A 15,142-nucleotide genomic window follows, 5' to 3' on the forward strand; every position below is an offset into this window, starting at 1 on the left:
ACCCAGACAGGGCTCCCTGGTGGAATCCAAGGCTAGCCATGTGTCGTTGACCCGCTGACGTCTTCGCAGACAGCTCCCTGCTGTACTCGGCGGCCATGGCCCGCTTGATGCCCTTGACCACCATCGCGAAGGGCGTACCGTCGTTCTCAAAGAGTTCCCCGACGTAGCAGACGCGAACGCCTGCCTTCCAGCACAGGAATTCGTAGTAGGCGGCCTCATCGGAGTTCTGGAATCGGCCCCAGCGGCTTACGTCCAGCACGAGGATGGCGGTGAAGCCGGGTGGGCCCTGGGAAATATCCCGTACAAGGGAAAGAAGCCCCGGCCGATGCTCGATGGTCAGCCCACTACGCCCGTCATCCCGGTAGGTCCGTACGATCGACATCCCGTGCGAGTTGGCGTAGCCAGTGATGGCCCGCGTCTGGTTCGTGATGGAGTACTGCTGCATATCCGTGGACATACGCATGTACGCAGCCACTGGTAACGGGCTTGGGACGGGCAGCACGACGCTTGCAGGACACATTGCGTGCTCCTGACAGCCAAGACGGGCCTAAACTAGGCTCATCTAGGCTTAATGTCGTGGACCTACGTGCCGTGAGTTATCTGACTAGTAAAAGGGCTCTCCTACGCCATGGTCAGTCCGCAGCTTTCTTCCTAGGCTTGTAGGGCCTCATCCTTGTCCCGGTGAGGTTCGGCAGGTGTGTGAGCACGGCCCCAGTTTTGACGACGGCTGCATGTTCGGTTCCATCCCATAGTGGCGACCGCTCAATCGCCGCGTAAAGCTCAGCCCGCCCGTAGAGCTTCCGGCCCATGAATCTCCTGGGTGACAGGCCAAGGGCCGAGTAATGCCCCTGAAACTGTCGGACGGAGACCCCGCAGTAGTGCGCTGCCTCTACCTCGGTCAGCCAGTCCTTGCCTGCGATGTTGAGTTCTTCGTCCACGCGCTACTCCTGCTGATATTTGTGAGTCGGGAGGCTACTCACGGAATGGCCCAGATTCGGCCTGTAGGGGGTGCGCCACAAGGCAACCACGGGTGACCCTGTAGGGTGGTAGCTGTCGGTGAGGTCGCCTTGTAGTAGGGCCCTCAGAGCCAGCCCATCACGCAGTGAGACGAGGTGGCATGGCGAACAGTGACGTCTAAAGTAGAGACATTTAGACATCGCTGTTCACTAAAGTAGCGAAAAGTAGTAATGGCAGATCAGCGACCAGAAGGTGGCGGAAACCCAAGCGAAACCCACGGAAAACCCAGATGGTTTCGCGACCGCCAGTGCGGTTGATTCACCAAGGCTCAGGGGTAGCTCAATCCCCTCCGGTTACGCGCGATCCATCGGGCCATTCCGAACTCGCCAGCGTCCTGAAGGCCGTGGACCAGCGAAATATGCTCACGATCGAATCGGCCCACGAGGTAGAACACAGCCTCCAGGCGGTACGACGCTTGGACCCGGTGCCCAACGCGAATCTCGTATCCGTGTTCATTGTAGAAGAGTGACCTTGTCTCACCGGTCACACGGTCGGGGCTAATCGGAACCTCAATCATGTTGCCTCCTGATGGAGGCCATCTAGAACACCCCCTTGGGTGGTCTTCGACCATACACCGGCCCTGTTATCAGGGTGTGACGGTAGCTCGATAGGTGCCGCTGATTACTGAGCCGGTCCGGCTTGCATCCATCATCGCTTGGGCGTGGGCATCATCGCGGGAAGGAAACACCGCAGTTGTCCCCGAAACGAGGGACGAGCCTTGGAACCCTGAATCGTCAATGGCGAGCTTCTGGCTCGCATACACTGCCCACCGTGCTCCCCAAGCCTCAGGCTGGCCTAGGGCTGGTGTCGTCTCGACGACCACCCAGTGGTCACCAACCTCTATCGGCTCTCGCATGCTTGACCCTTCACGTCATCAGTAGCGAGCATGCACGACGGTGCCGTCAGCAGCAATGGGCAATAGGCTCATAGAAGCGGGGCACCATCAGCCGCGTAGCTCTTACCCTATACCTACCCATACCCAGAACAGGTAGCCCTTGTAGTGGGGTATGTGTAGGAGGTTCTAGGGGGCATTGAACCCGATGGCCTTGATTAACTATCAAAGGAATCAAGCCGACTGAGAACAACGGGTATCAGTAAATTACTCGGAAATATCCGGTCGCTTGGATGTGCTCATTTCTTGGGCTTACCGCAAGGGGCGATCTGGGCCATTGCTACGCTGACGATCAGGCGATCCGTATAGCCCTTGAGATTAGCGGGGTCGTCCGTGTCGATCGCGACGATCCGCCGAATGATCCGCATGGGCGCAACTCCGTCCTGTGCGCAGATCTCCACGTCACCGATCTTCACCGGCGAGAGCATTCCGACGGTGGCCGAGACGCCCTTAACAAAAGCGATGCAGGTTGCCGCTTCCAGCAATCGGTCCACGTTATGCGGATCCTCGTCGCTAGCGGCGGTGTGGCAGCCCCGCAAGAACGCCTCCGTACTACCTAGCTCGGGTTGGACCGAGGGCTGGGTAGCCCCGAGGATGGCCGCCAGCGCCAGCCCGATCATTTCGCCACCGCATACTGTTTGAGCTTGTACTTGCCCCTGATGCTCGACTGGATGAATGCCACATCGAACGCCTGGGTGCCTGCGGGTTGCCCCTTAAAGCAGCGGACCATGAGCTTTGAATTGGGCTTCACGATAGGGAACACTCCACCTGTGGACATGGCTGTGTTCTCCCCATAGGCGGCCGTGTTGACAGTCATCGCCCCGGTGACCGCTGTCTCCGCCCCATTCAGGATGGCAAAATGGGCACAGCCTAGGGCCTCAGATTTGTCTGCCGCCCGGAGGATGGCAAAGTCCGACGCCTGCTCAGGGGTCGTGTAAGCGTTGGCCGCGAAGTTGACCATGAACGTGTCAGGAGAAAGCTGGGTCTCACTGAACCCGCCCGACCAGCTCTTTGCCTTGTAGCCGGTCGCACACCCGGCCATTGCCAGGCACAGCCCGGCTAGAAATACCTTCTTCATACCCTGTTCCCTCGGTTGGGCCTCACCCCGAGCGGATTCTATCCCCTGTCCAGCCGGGGAGGGATATGAGTAACTTTGGGAGTAAGTGGACTGGTGATGGCTTGTAGGCCGCGCCAATACTAGGCATGTGGGGCCCACTCCGGCACCATCTGGGCGTCTCCCGGCGTCGCACTCGCGGCTGCACGGCATCTTCTTCGGACCACTCGTGTCCAGCGTGGTTAAAGTTCTCCACGGACGAACGAATCGCCATCATTTCGTGATGAACAAGCCGTCAGTCCATCGCCAGATACACGCACAGCGCAACTGAGGCCGCCACAAAAATGGCGATCGGCAGAAAGTAGCGAATCGCCTTCCTGCGGCCCTCGTGCTTGGCAGTGTCACGGAACCAGAAAACGAAGAAGGCGCAGAGGATCGCTGCGTCGGCGATCGAGTACCACGCTACGCAGAACGAGCTGCGGCAGGGCCCGAGACGTGTGAGCGCACATGAGCCTGTAGATATTAGTGACGGTAAGTCCATGTGATGTTCTTCCTGTAATGAGCCGTAGCTGGCCTTTCTTTCCATTTCGGTTGGAAGGTAAACGTCGCCACGTATCGTCTCGCCCCGGGAAGATGATGCCGGCTCTCCATGCTCCGGTGACGCCGATATCACAGCCCCACGCGCAGGTTTGGCCAGTCCGACTGATGACCGCATGGGAGTATTTAATGAACAACGATCAGATCAGCAACCCGGGTCCCATCGGCGACCCTACGTCCGTCGACAAACAGCCGCCGAAGAAGGACCCTCCGCCGAAGGAGCCGAACCGGGACGATCCGAAGAAAGATCGCCGGGCGGTAGATGATCCTGCCGCGCCGAACTCCCCGCAATCCGATGGCGATCCGGGCGGCGGCCGCTGACCGTTGGCCGCGATCCCTTGCGTTAAAGCACGCACTTGATCGTGAAGTGGCTATTGGCCGGTCGATGGTCCGCGGCTGGAGAGAAGTGCGTCGATCTGCGCTGGAGTTAGCGATTTCAGATCGGCATATGCGGCGTCCGTGAGCCTCTTGTCGCCGTTGCCCTCTCCATAGAGTTGATAATTGCCGTCCTTGGGCGTGAGCATGAAGTAGAACGGGGAGGCTGGATTGCCCTGGGCGGTCACGAAGGCGAGAGTCTTGCCGTCCGAGCAGCCATATACTAACCAGTCAGTACCACCGTACTTTCCGATCTGGCCACCCCGGTCGCACGTGAGCTTCGGCTTCTCTTCGGCGTGGACAGCCGTGACGTGGAGAGCCGCACAGGTCACTACGCACAGAACGCCGATGTATCGTTTCATAGGGTCCTCCCGGTTCCGAGGGATCCTAGCAGCCGAGCCACAGCTCGACTAACAGGCATTGCGGTGTAGGGAAATTCCTACAGACACGCTCTGCGCAGTGGCTGGCCTTTCCGCGCTGCTGGTCTCAAGGGCGACGACCTACTTGGTCAATGTCTGGGGCAGCGTACAGACCGGACCGGCCATCGCGCGCATAATCGGATCATCCTCCACCCGCCAATGGTGAACCGATGAGTGACGAATTGATGTTTCCCGACGACGATAACGGCCAGGTCCTCCGCCAGATGGTTGCCGAAGGCGACAACCTCTCGATCCCGCGCGAAATCGACTTCGCTGTCCTGTTCGAGACGGAGCAGGCGGCGCTTGAGTTTTGCGTGGCCATGCTGAGGCAGGGCCAGAAGGTCTCGTTCTCCGAATATGAAGATAGCGACGAGATGCCGTGGCAGGTGTTTCTCCATCCATTCATGGAACCCAGCCACGAAAACATCTCCGCGTTCGAGGCTGCCCTCGAAGGCGAGTCCGAAGGGTTCGGTGGCGTCCTGGATGGCTGGGGCTGCATCGCCCAGAACTGAGGGACCCCTACAGGAAAAACGAAAAGCCCTTCGCATCCGCGAGGGCTGCGCCTACAGAACGGAACGGGGTCGCGTGGCAGGATGACGCGATCCCGTGGCGACGATTGCGCACCGGGCAACCTTCTCATCACACGACGGAGAGCCCGGGGTTAGCATGACTGGCATGACCGAATTTCGCCTTACGTACGACGGCCCCGCGCTCATCGCGCATGAAATGCACCGGCGTGACCTGGCGCCCGCCCTGATCGCCATGTCCGATCTCCTGGAAGCCTCAGCTCACGCGCTATACGGCGATGCCGTAAAGATCGACGTGCACATCAAAGGCCCGTTCAAGTCGGGAAGCTTCAACATCGATTTTGTCGCCGGAGTGCAGTGGCTCCAGTCGGTGCGTGACTTTCTTACCGGGCAGTCGAGCGCGGCATTCGCAAACGCGACCGCGATCCTCACGGCCGTCGGCATTGTCGGGAAGGGCCTCTTCTCGCTCCTCAAATGGCTCCGCGGCCGCACGGTGTCGCACGTCGAGCCGATCACGCCTGACGCACAGGGCTTCGCGCGTGTACGTGTCCATGCCGGCGAGGATATGTATGAGGTCCGGCGTCACGCACTTGACCTCCTGAACAACCTGGCCGTCCGGGATGCCCTGGAGCGTGTCATCAAGCCGCTCGGCGAGCACGGCGTGGAGATATTCGCGCTTGGGAGCGAAGGCGTGCTCAACGTGATTGTTGGCGGCGATGAGCGCATCTATTTTGCCGTGCCGTCCGACGAAGAAGTCCTGCACATCGATGATGTCCGGGACATGCTCTTCTCCATGGCAGCGTGTCCAGGCACGGATACCCGGGCATGGCGGCTGTCCGATGGCGAAGCGGCCGTCACCGCCCGGATATCCGACGAACCCTTCCTTGCCGCCGTCGAGGATGGAAGGATCACCCTGCTGAAAGGCGACCTGCTCGCGTGCAGGACACGCGTTCGGCAGTGGCGTGGCCGGCGCGGCATCCGCACCGAGTACGAGCTGGTCCAGATCAGCCGGCACATCCGCGCTGACAGGCATCTGCCGTTGCCGTTGGACGTATTCCCGGCCATGGAGATGGTGACCTGATTGCCGCGCATCACAGCTAAGCGCACTGATTTCGCTACGCGGGAACGTCGGCCTCCTCACAGGCCGATGGCGGTAACGACTCAGCCGCGGAAGTCGGCTCAACGGCGACCACGCCCAGCCGTGCCGGCAGCGGTGGCGGGGCATTGTGCGGAAGATCCATCCAGCCCCGTTTGACGCCAAAGGCGTGTTCGGCGCCACGGGCGAACATTGACGGGACGTTGCCGCCTATCAGCATTCGGGAGAGTTTGCGCGCCGTGGCGATATTGCCGAGCGCGTCGGCTTGTGCCTGCGGGGTGCTTATACCAGCGAGTTCAAGGACGGAAAGGATGAGCGAAAGGTTCTGACGACGATGGAGCTGGCGGAGCATACGGCGACTACGACTGCGGGTGCGTTAACGATGACGGATCGTTATACCGCACGTTTTTGCGTGCGCAAGGACCGACGTGTATGAAAGTTCGGCAGATATTTCACCTATGTGATGAAGGCGATTTACCCGGGCGAATTGAAATGCTAGCCGCAGCCCTCTTCACAGGCTGTCGGCGCTTCCGTGAGACGACGCGTGAGAGCGTCAAAACCCCGCAGCCAGGAGAGATCTCATGCGAATCACCACCCTCAGCATCGCCATGTTCGGCATCTCGATGAGTATGTGTGCCTCGGCTCAGGACGCAGCCAGATCGAACGACTCGCCCATCGAGTCTAAATCGCAGACTGCGAACTCGGCTCCGCAAATGGTCAATGAAACCGCTGATTCAAAAAAACACGAGCAGAATCAGCATTGGAACGATGCTGTGAACACGACCCATTCGCGTGATTCGAGAAAAAAAGACGAGTATGGATCGCCCGTTCCGGCGACACCTAAAGGCCAAGGCACGAACACGAGCACCGACGCGCAAAGGGCGGCTGATGCAAAAAAGCACTGACTGAATAACGGCGCGAGTAATCGCTAAGCTACGCCTAAGAAAACCGCGCAAGCGCAAGAAATCTCGAGACTAAAGCCACGACAGCTACTGCCGTTACCGTCTTAGCATTTTCGCACTGGCAGTACGGGCATCATGACAATCAGGTGGCGCATCATCTTCACCATGGCGGCGGCGCTTGTCGCCGCCGTCGTTATCGGCGGTACCGGGCTTTTCGCCCTTAGCAAGACGCAGGCGAGTCTCGAAGGGATCTATCGCACATCGCTCATCCCCATCGTGCACGTCAGCGAAGTTCGCGCCTCACTCATGGATGAACGTAACGCGATCAACCGCGCCATGGTGCGCGGCACACCCGAAGCCCTTGCCGAAGCGCGGGAGCGCATCGCAACCAGCCAGGCGAAACTCGGGAAAGACTGGTCCACCTATTTCCCTGCGTTGGTGACCAGCGATGACGAGCGCGCAGCCGCCAAGGCCTTCATCGCGGCGCGTGACACCTCCGACACCCGGCTCGGAAATCTCCTGGACAAACTCGCGCACGGCGATAAGGACGCTGTCGCCTTCCTGATCAAGGAAGTCGGCCCGGCCATGGACCAGGCAACCGCGCAGATCTCCCAGATCATCACCGTGAACGAGCAGCAGGCCGACGCAGACTATCGCGCCGCAGCGGCCCGCGAGCGCCACACCGTCATCGTGACCGTGAGTGTGCTGGTCGCGGCCGCCTTGCTCGTGGCGTTACTGGGTGTCCTGCTTGCCCGCGCCGTGGTGCGACCGCTGCTGCGTGCGCGCGACGTGGCTGCGCGGATCAGTCGCGGCGAACTCAACCACCAGCTCGACGTGCAGGGCAGGGATGAACTGAGCGACACGCTACGCGCGCTGGCCACGATGGATGAGCAGCTCACCCGCATCGTCGGACAGGTGCGCAGCAACGCGCAGCTGGTGACCTACGCGGCGCGCGACATCTCCGCGGGAACGGACGATCTCTTGAGCCGCACCCAGGAGCAGGCCTCCTCGCTCGAGGAAACGGCCGCGTCCATGGAAGAAATGACGGCCACCGTGCGTGAGAACTCGGAAGGCGCCGAACTGGCGCGGGAACTCACCACGTCGCTGCATGGCGATGCAGCGTCCGGGCAGTCGGTGGCGGAAGAAGCCGTGGTCGCCATGGGTGAAATCACCCGCAGCAGCCGCAGCGTGGGCGAGATCGCCGTGCTGATCGACGAGATCGCGTTCCAGACCAACCTGCTCGCACTCAACGCAGCGGTCGAGGCGGCCCGTGCGGGTGAGCAGGGGCGTGGATTCGCGGTGGTCGCGAGCGAAGTGCGCTCCCTCGCGCAGCGCAGTGCCGCCGCCGCGCGCGACATCAAGAAGCTTATCGCGGACGCTTCCGCACGCGTGGACGCGGGCGCCGTGCTGGTTGGCCGCACGGGCGAGGCCCTGGCATTGATCGGTACGGGCGCGACGAAGGTGTCGGGCTTGGTCGGGAACATCGCCGCGGCTTCCCTGCAGCAATCGGCCGGCATTGAGCAGGTCAACGGTGCCGTGACCGCGCTGGACGAAGTGACCCAGCAGAACGCCGCCCTCGTCGAAGAGGCCAGCGCCGCGAGCAAGCAGATGCTCGACCTCGCCGAGGAGCTGATGCGCCAGGTGGCGTTCTTCAGCATCGGCGGCGAGGAGGCTGCCGCGCCTGAGCGGCAGGCGCCGATGGCATCGCGTTCAAACGATCGCGCGCTGCCGGCCGCCGTTCGCGCGCCCGCCCGTACGCCGGTTGCAGAAGAAGCCATCTGGACCGAGTTTTAACCGAGGTCACCGGAACCCGTGCGGGCACGGGTTCCGGACGTTGCGCTTGCAACCACCTTGCCACGCCGCTGGCTGGCGAATACCGTGTGGGCGTCCAGACAAGGAGCGCCCCCTTTGAAGCCCGTGGCAGCACGCAACCTGCACAGCCAGGTAGTCAACCAGTTAGGCCAGCTCATCGTCAGCGGCAAACTGGCACCGGGCGAGGGTCTTCCGCGCGAGGATATCCTTGCGGAAAAGCTCAATGTCAGCCGTACCGCACTGCGCGAAGCCATGAAGGTGCTGGTGGCGAAGGGCCTGATCGAATCCCGCCAGCGCACCGGGGCGCGCGTGCGCGAAGCCGTCCACTGGCGCCAGCTCGACCAGGACGTCCTCGCCTGGCGCTGCGCGTCCATGCCCACCGCCGACTTCGTCGACAAGCTCGTGGAAATGCGCGAGTTGATCGAGCCGGGCGCAGCCGCGGCGGCTGCGAAACGGCGGACCACGGCTCAGCTAGCCGCGTTGAAGGAAGCCTATGAGGCCATGGCGGCAGCGGAAGACCTCGATGCCTGGGCGGAGGCTGACCTCACGTTCCACGAGACCATGCTCCAGGCCACCAATAACGAGCTCATGGTGTCGTTGTTCACGGTGATCGAGACTGCGCTGGCGCAGTACTTCCTGCTCTCGGCGAGCAAGGCGGTCGATTTCAAGGCCGCGCTTCCGCAGCACGCGCTGGTCCTCGACGCGATCCGCCGCAAACAGCCGGACGCCGCGCGCGAGGCGATGCGGGAGATGGTCGACGCATCCCGCCGGAACATCCGTCGCCGCCGGTAAGCTTTTGATCTTGTGGGAGCGCGCTTGCGCGCGATGGGGCTTGAGGCAAGAGCCATCGCGCGGAAGCGCGCTCCCACAACAGCAGGCATGCTGCGGCGCAGCTTGATCGCTGATAGTCATAAAATACTACAATTACCCCTCAGGTTCGCCGCTATCCATCTTGGGAAGGGTGTGGGGATGCAGGGGAAGAATCGGGACTGTTCCGACGTCCTGGAACTGACCACCGACCGCTTACGCGTGGGTCTGCTGCCAGACGTGGGCGGCGGCATAGCGCACTTCGACTGGCTGGGCTACGGTGGCCCCATCCCCCTGATGCGCCAAGCCCTTTGTGGGAGCGCGCTTGCGCGCGATGGTTCCATCGACGCCGCACACGCGCCGACCGACCCCAACACCCTGGCCTGCTACCCCCTCATCCCCTGGAGCAACCGCATAACCGGCGGCGGCTTCAGCCACGATGGCATCCGCATCGACCTGGCGCGCAATCGCGCCGACGACGACTACCCGATCCACGGCACGGGCTGGCAGCGCGCGTGGCAGGTGGATTCGCATCAACCCGATGCCGCCGTATTCTCTCTGCACGACACCGTCGAAGGCGGCTACGCCTACGGCGCGCGCATGGCCTACCACCTGGAACACGACACGCTCCGCGTCGAGCTGTCCGTCACGAATCACGGCCCGTCCGCGCTGCCGTTCGGCCTGGGCCTGCACCCTTTCTTTCCCCGCCACGGTAGCGTGCAGCTGCACGCCCCGGCGCGCTCCGTGTGGCGCAATGACGAACGGAACCTCATTCCGGTCGCGCGCGACGCGGTGCCGCCGGCGTGGGATTTTTCTTCCGATCGGCCGCTGCCTGCAGGCGGCCTCAACAACGCGTTCCAGGGCTGGACCGGCGCGGCCCGCATCACCTGGCCGCAGCAACGCCTTTGCCTGGATGTCACCAGCGATGTGGATACGTATGTCCTGTACGTCCCCGCCGATGAATCGTTCTTCTGTTTCGAGCCCGTGGATCACCCCGTCAATGCGGTGAACCAGCCCGGCGGCGCCGCGGCGCACGGCATGTCCGTGCTCGCGCCCGGCGAATCTCTTGCACGATCCTTTGCGTTCCGCGTTTCCGAGAAGGGGTAACCACGTTGAAGCACCACGCCCATGCCACCCGGCTTGCCCTGGCTATCGCTGCCATCTTCGCCACCCCGCTGGCAGCCGCTCCTGCGCCGCGCGATGCGGCCGTCCGCTACGACACGGCCTCGCACGTCTTCCGTCTCGACGCGGGCAAGGTTACCTACGCCATGGGCGTGGATCCGGACGGCAAGCTGCAGACGCTTTACTGGGGCGCGCGGCTTGCCAAGGATGATCCGCTGGGGCCGGCCATGCCGGCGCCGGAACGTTCCTCGTTCGATCCGAAGGGCGCGTTGTCGCGGCAGGAATACGCGGGGTGGGGCGGCAATATCACGGCGATGCCGGCGCTCAAGGTAAAGCTCGACGATGGCAACCGCGACCTGATCCTGCGCTACGACAGCTACCGCATCGACCACGGCGCACTCGACATCGTGCTCAGCGACAAACAAGCCGGGGTGGATGTCACGCTTCACTACATCGCCGACGATGCCACGGGTGTCATCGGCCGCTCCGCGCATATCGAAAACAAGGGCAAGCAGCCGCGGACGATCGACAGCGCCGCCGCGGCGACCTGGAGCTTGCCTTCCGGCAGCGATTATTCACTGCGTTACCTCACCGGCACCTGGGCCGGCGAATGGCACCTGCAGACGCGCGCGATCACGCCGGGCGCGACCGTGCTGGAAAGCCGGCGCGGCTCCACGGGCGATGAAAACAACCCGTGGTTCGCGATCAATCGCGGCGGGGCGTGGGACGAGACGCACGGCGATGTATGGTTCGGCGCGCTGGCGTGGAGCGGCTCGTGGAGCATCCGCGTCGACGAAGACATCCTGGGCCAGGTCCGTGTGACCGGCGGCTATAACCCGTTCGATTTCGGCTATCGCCTCAAGCCCGGCGAGTCACTCGATACGCCGGTGTTCTATGGCGGCTATACGGGCGACGGCATGGGTGAAGCATCGCGGCTCCTCCACCGCTTCGAACGCAGCCGCATCCTGCCTGGTGGCGACAACGCGAAGCTGCGCCCCGTGCTCTACAACTCGTGGGAAGCCACCGAGTTCAAGGTGGACGAAGCCGGCCAGATAAAGCTGGCCGAGCGGGCTGCAAAGCTCGGCGTGGAACGTTTCGTCGTCGACGATGGCTGGTTCGGTGCGCGCAACAACGATCACGCCGGGCTCGGCGACTGGACCGTCAACCGGACCAAGTTCCCCAATGGCCTGAAGCCGCTCATCGACAAGGTGCATGGCCTGGGCATGAGCTTCGGGTTGTGGGTCGAACCCGAGATGGTGAATCCCGACAGCGACCTGTATCGCGCGCATCCCGACTGGGTATTCAACTTCCCGGATCGCCAGCGTAGCGAGGGCCGTAACCAGCTGGTGCTGAACCTCGCGCGTGAGGACGTGAAGGCGCATGTGTTCGAGGTGCTGGACAAGCTGCTCGCGGAAAACGACATCCAGTTCCTCAAGTGGGACTACAACCGCAACTGGTCCGAGCCGGGCTGGCCGCAGATGGCCCCGGATGAGCAGCAGAAGGTGTATGTCGCTTACACGCGGAACCTGTACGACATCCTCCGCCGCCTGCGCGCGAAGCACCCGGGCGTGGAAATCGAATCGTGCTCCGGCGGCGGCGCGCGCGTCGACCTCGGCGTCATGGCGCTCACCGACGAAGTGTGGCCGTCGGACAACACCGATGCCTCGGATCGTCTCGCCATCCAGGATGGTTTCAGCCAGGCCTATACGCCCGCCGCGATGATGGCCTGGGTCACGGCCTCGCCGAGCTGGGCGAACAAGCGTGCGCTGTCACTGGATTTCCGCTTCCTTTCCGCGATGCAGGGCGGCCTCGGTATCGGCGCCAACCTGCTCGAATGGACCGACGCCGACAACGCCACCGCGCGCCATTACATCGCCGAGTACAAGGCCATCCGCGCCACGGTGCAGCGGGGTGACCTTTATCGCCTGCTCTCGCCGCAACAGCGCGCGCCTTGGTCCGCGACGAATTCAGTGTCGGCCGATCGAATGCAGGCCGTGCTGTTCGCGTTCCAGCGTGATGGCGAGGAGGGCAGGGCGTTCCCGACGCTGCGTCCGCAGGGCCTCGACGCGAACGCGCGTTACCGCATCCGCTTCATCCATGGCGCCGGCGCGCCGGGCACGCCCGACGCCGCCAGCGGCGCGTACTGGATGGAACACGGCCTCGACCTGCAGATCAAGGGCGATTTCGACGCCGCAGGAGTCGTGTTCGAACAGCGCTAGTTTCCCCCCGCAAGGAGTCGCGCCGTGCCTGTACGTCATGTTCCGTCGCTCCGCCGTCTCGCCCTGGCCTGTGGTTTGTTCGCCCTGGCCAGTTCCGCCGCCGCCCAGGTCAATGGCGTGGCACAAGGTCCGTACCTCGGCTGGAGCAGTTTCAGCCAGCAGACCGTGGATCCTGCGTTCCTGACGCAGGCCAACATGGTGAAGCAATCCGACGCGCTCGCCGCGTCGGGTCTGCAGGCCCATGGGTACACCTACATCAACCTCGACTCCGGCTGGATGGGCGGGTTCGACGCGAATGGCCGGCCAACGCCGGATCCCGCGACGTTCCCCGACATAAAGGCCTTGATCGCCCACATCCATGCGAATGGGCAGAAGGCCGGCATCTACTGGATTCCGGGCGTGGAAGAGCCGGCCGTGCAGGCCAACTTTCCAATCCTCGGTACGGACCGGCATATCCAGGACATTCTTGCGCTGCCACACCGTGCCGGTAATGCGTTCGGTGGGCCTGGTGAGTCGCCGTACCACTACAAGATCGATTTTTCGAAGCCCGGTGCGCAGGAGTACATGGACTCCGTGGTCGCGCTGTTCGCGTCATGGGGCGTGGATTTCATCAAGCTCGATGGCGTCACGCCCGGCTCGTACAGCGACGACCTGAGCATCGATAACCGCGACGACGTAGTGGCGTGGTCGAAGGCGATCGCGAAGAGTGGCCGGCCGATGTGGTTCACCGTGTCGTGGCAGGTCGGCAAGGACTACAACAACATCTGGTCTACCTGGTCGAACGCGCGGCGCATCGATGACGACGTGGAATGCGAAGGCCGCTGCGCCACGCTCACCAACTGGCCGCGCATCGAAAAGCGCTTCCGCGACCTGCCGGGCTGGCAGGATGCGGCAGGCCCCACGAAGGGTTGGAACGATCTGGACTCGCTGGATATCGCCGACGGTGCGCGCGATGGCCTCACCGACGACGAGAAGCGTTCGGCCATGACGATCTGGTCGATGGCCAATGCACCGCTGTATCTCGGCGGCGACCTGACCCAGCTCGATCCGGAAGGCGTGCGCATCGCGACGAACGATGAGGTGCTGGCCGTCGACCAGTCCGGGCGCCCGGCGCGCCAGGTGCTCGGAGGCGATCACCCGGTGTGGGTGAGCGACCTTGGCCACGGCCGCTCCTACGTGGCGCTGTTCAACATGAACGCTGCGCCGGCCCGGGTGGTCCTGCCGTGGCGCGTGCTCGGTGCCGTCGGTGCGCTCCGTGTGCGCGACCTGTGGTCGCACAGTGAGCTCGGCCCATCGGTGCTCCAGCACGAGGTGGTCCTGCCTGCCCACGGCACGCAACTACTCCTCGTGGACCGGCTGCCGGGGCAGGTGCCCGCTGGCCCTTCCGCCGCGTATGAGGCGGAAGCCGCGGCACTCGATGGCAATGCGCAGGTCTTCGCGTGCCAGGGCTGCTCCGCCGGCAACAAGGTCGGTGGCCTCGGCCTCGGTGCGGACAACACGGTGACGTTCAATAACATCAGCGTGCCGCGCGATGGCGTGTACCTCATGCAGGTCGATTCGCTGACCCAGGGCCTGCGTTCATACCTCTACCAGGTGAACGACGGCGCGTACCACACGTTCAACTCAGGCGGCGGCAGTTTCCAGCTGCCTTCATCGAGCACGCTGCCGGTCTGCCTGCGCAAGGGCGTGAACCGCATCCGCTTCGGCAACGCGGTGAGCTACCCGCCGGACCTCGATCGCATCGTTATCCGTGACGGCATGGGCGTGCCGGCACCGGTGGCCAGCGTCTACGAGGCGGAATCGGCGACGCTCGGCGGCACGGTCACCGCGGGCTTCAGCAACTATTTCTCGGGCCTTGCGAAGGCGGGCAACATCGGTGGCGGGGCGGCGAACGCGGTCACGTTCACGCATGTCGACGTGCCGCGTGCCGGCGTTTACCAGCTCGAGATCGACTACGCGACGAAGGGACCGCGCTCGTTGTTCCTGACGGTGAATGGACGCAACCCGCAGCAGCTCGACCTGGATGGGAGCAGCTTCGACGACCCGGCGGCCCGCGTCTTGGAAGTATCGCTGCTGAAGGGAAGCAACACGCTGCAGCTGGGCAACCCTTCTGGGTTCGCACCCGACCTCGACCGCATCGTGGTCAGCCCGCGCGTCGGTGCACCCGCGCCGGGCTGCCCCTGAGGCTGCGGCGGCATGACCCGTAAGACGCAGTAAGTGTAGAAGCATCTTGTGGGAGCGGGGGGGGGCGCGGGGGGGGGTGGGGCCAAAACAAAAGCGCGCCCCCCCCCCCCCCCCACCCA

At 63.3% G+C, this 15,142-nt stretch carries 15 protein-coding genes; 9 read left to right on the forward strand and 6 right to left on the reverse strand.

What is annotated here, in order from left to right:
• The 4 genes from ACTHLF_RS10250 to ACTHLF_RS10265 all read right to left on the reverse strand — a co-directional run.
• Positions 1-463 (reverse strand): recombinase family protein (locus tag ACTHLF_RS10250; RefSeq protein WP_440327142.1); only part of this gene is annotated, 463 nt, incomplete at its 3' end.
• Between the two features lie 169 nt (positions 464-632).
• The gene (locus ACTHLF_RS10255) at positions 633-938 is read right to left on the reverse strand and encodes a hypothetical protein (protein ID WP_440327144.1); all 306 of its coding nucleotides are present in this window, start codon (positions 936-938) and stop codon (positions 633-635) included.
• A gap of 1,210 nt (positions 939-2,148) precedes the next feature.
• Positions 2,149-2,529, reverse strand: coding sequence for a hypothetical protein (locus ACTHLF_RS10260; RefSeq protein WP_440327146.1), 381 nt, complete (start codon positions 2,527-2,529; stop codon positions 2,149-2,151).
• Positions 2,526-2,987, reverse strand: coding sequence for a CC0125/CC1285 family lipoprotein (locus tag ACTHLF_RS10265; RefSeq protein ID WP_440327147.1), 462 nt, complete (start codon positions 2,985-2,987; stop codon positions 2,526-2,528). The genes ACTHLF_RS10260 and ACTHLF_RS10265 overlap by 4 nt, the downstream gene beginning before the upstream one ends.
• Before the next feature lie 702 nt (positions 2,988-3,689).
• On the opposite strand from ACTHLF_RS10265, the gene ACTHLF_RS10270 reads away from it, so the two are divergent.
• A complete protein-coding gene (locus tag ACTHLF_RS10270) occupies positions 3,690-3,881 on the forward strand; it encodes a hypothetical protein (protein WP_440327149.1) in 192 nt (63 codons plus the stop codon).
• Positions 3,882-3,931: 50 nt separating this feature from the next.
• On the opposite strand, the gene ACTHLF_RS10275 is transcribed toward ACTHLF_RS10270, so the two are convergent.
• Positions 3,932-4,297, reverse strand: coding sequence for a hypothetical protein (locus ACTHLF_RS10275; RefSeq protein WP_440327151.1), 366 nt, complete (start codon positions 4,295-4,297; stop codon positions 3,932-3,934).
• Between the two features lie 227 nt (positions 4,298-4,524).
• Here ACTHLF_RS10275 and ACTHLF_RS10280 point away from each other — a divergent pair, with 227 nt between their 5' ends.
• Together ACTHLF_RS10280 and ACTHLF_RS10285 are read left to right on the forward strand one after the other, a co-directional pair.
• Positions 4,525-4,866 carry a ribonuclease E inhibitor RraB gene (locus ACTHLF_RS10280; protein WP_440327152.1) on the forward strand — a complete coding sequence of 114 codons (342 nt, stop codon included), beginning with the start codon at positions 4,525-4,527 and terminating at the stop codon, positions 4,864-4,866.
• A gap of 94 nt (positions 4,867-4,960) precedes the next feature.
• The gene (locus ACTHLF_RS10285) at positions 4,961-5,962 is read left to right on the forward strand and encodes a hypothetical protein (RefSeq protein WP_440327154.1); all 1,002 of its coding nucleotides are present in this window, start codon (positions 4,961-4,963) and stop codon (positions 5,960-5,962) included.
• Between the two features lie 34 nt (positions 5,963-5,996).
• On the opposite strand, the gene ACTHLF_RS10290 is transcribed toward ACTHLF_RS10285, so the two are convergent.
• Positions 5,997-6,329 (reverse strand): hypothetical protein, encoded by a 333-nt coding sequence (locus ACTHLF_RS10290; RefSeq protein WP_440327156.1) that lies wholly within the window; start codon positions 6,327-6,329, stop codon positions 5,997-5,999.
• Positions 6,330-6,558: 229 nt separating this feature from the next.
• Between ACTHLF_RS10290 and ACTHLF_RS10295 the strand changes: the two genes are divergently transcribed.
• From ACTHLF_RS10295 to ACTHLF_RS10320, 6 genes are all read left to right on the forward strand, one after another.
• Entirely contained in the window at positions 6,559-6,882 is a 324-nt protein-coding gene (locus ACTHLF_RS10295; protein WP_440327158.1) for a hypothetical protein, read from the forward strand.
• 132 nt (positions 6,883-7,014) lie between these two features.
• Entirely contained in the window at positions 7,015-8,673 is a 1,659-nt protein-coding gene (locus ACTHLF_RS10300) for a methyl-accepting chemotaxis protein (protein ID WP_440327160.1), read from the forward strand.
• Between the two features lie 123 nt (positions 8,674-8,796).
• Positions 8,797-9,483 carry a FadR/GntR family transcriptional regulator gene (locus ACTHLF_RS10305; protein WP_440327167.1) on the forward strand — a complete coding sequence of 229 codons (687 nt, stop codon included), beginning with the start codon at positions 8,797-8,799 and terminating at the stop codon, positions 9,481-9,483.
• Positions 9,484-9,660: 177 nt separating this feature from the next.
• On the forward strand, positions 9,661-10,605 hold the full coding sequence (locus ACTHLF_RS10310) for an aldose 1-epimerase (RefSeq protein WP_440327162.1): 945 nt from the start codon (positions 9,661-9,663) through the stop codon (positions 10,603-10,605).
• A 5-nt stretch (positions 10,606-10,610) separates the two neighbouring features.
• Positions 10,611-12,839 carry an alpha-galactosidase gene (locus ACTHLF_RS10315; RefSeq protein WP_440327164.1) on the forward strand — a complete coding sequence of 743 codons (2,229 nt, stop codon included), beginning with the start codon at positions 10,611-10,613 and terminating at the stop codon, positions 12,837-12,839.
• Between the two features lie 24 nt (positions 12,840-12,863).
• Positions 12,864-15,023 (forward strand): alpha-galactosidase D, encoded by a 2,160-nt coding sequence (locus ACTHLF_RS10320; protein WP_440327166.1) that lies wholly within the window; start codon positions 12,864-12,866, stop codon positions 15,021-15,023.
• Positions 15,024-15,142 lie beyond the last annotated feature (119 nt).

This window comes from Luteibacter sp., from assembly GCF_051958795.1.
Classification (GTDB): Bacteria; Pseudomonadota; Gammaproteobacteria; order Xanthomonadales; family Rhodanobacteraceae; genus Luteibacter.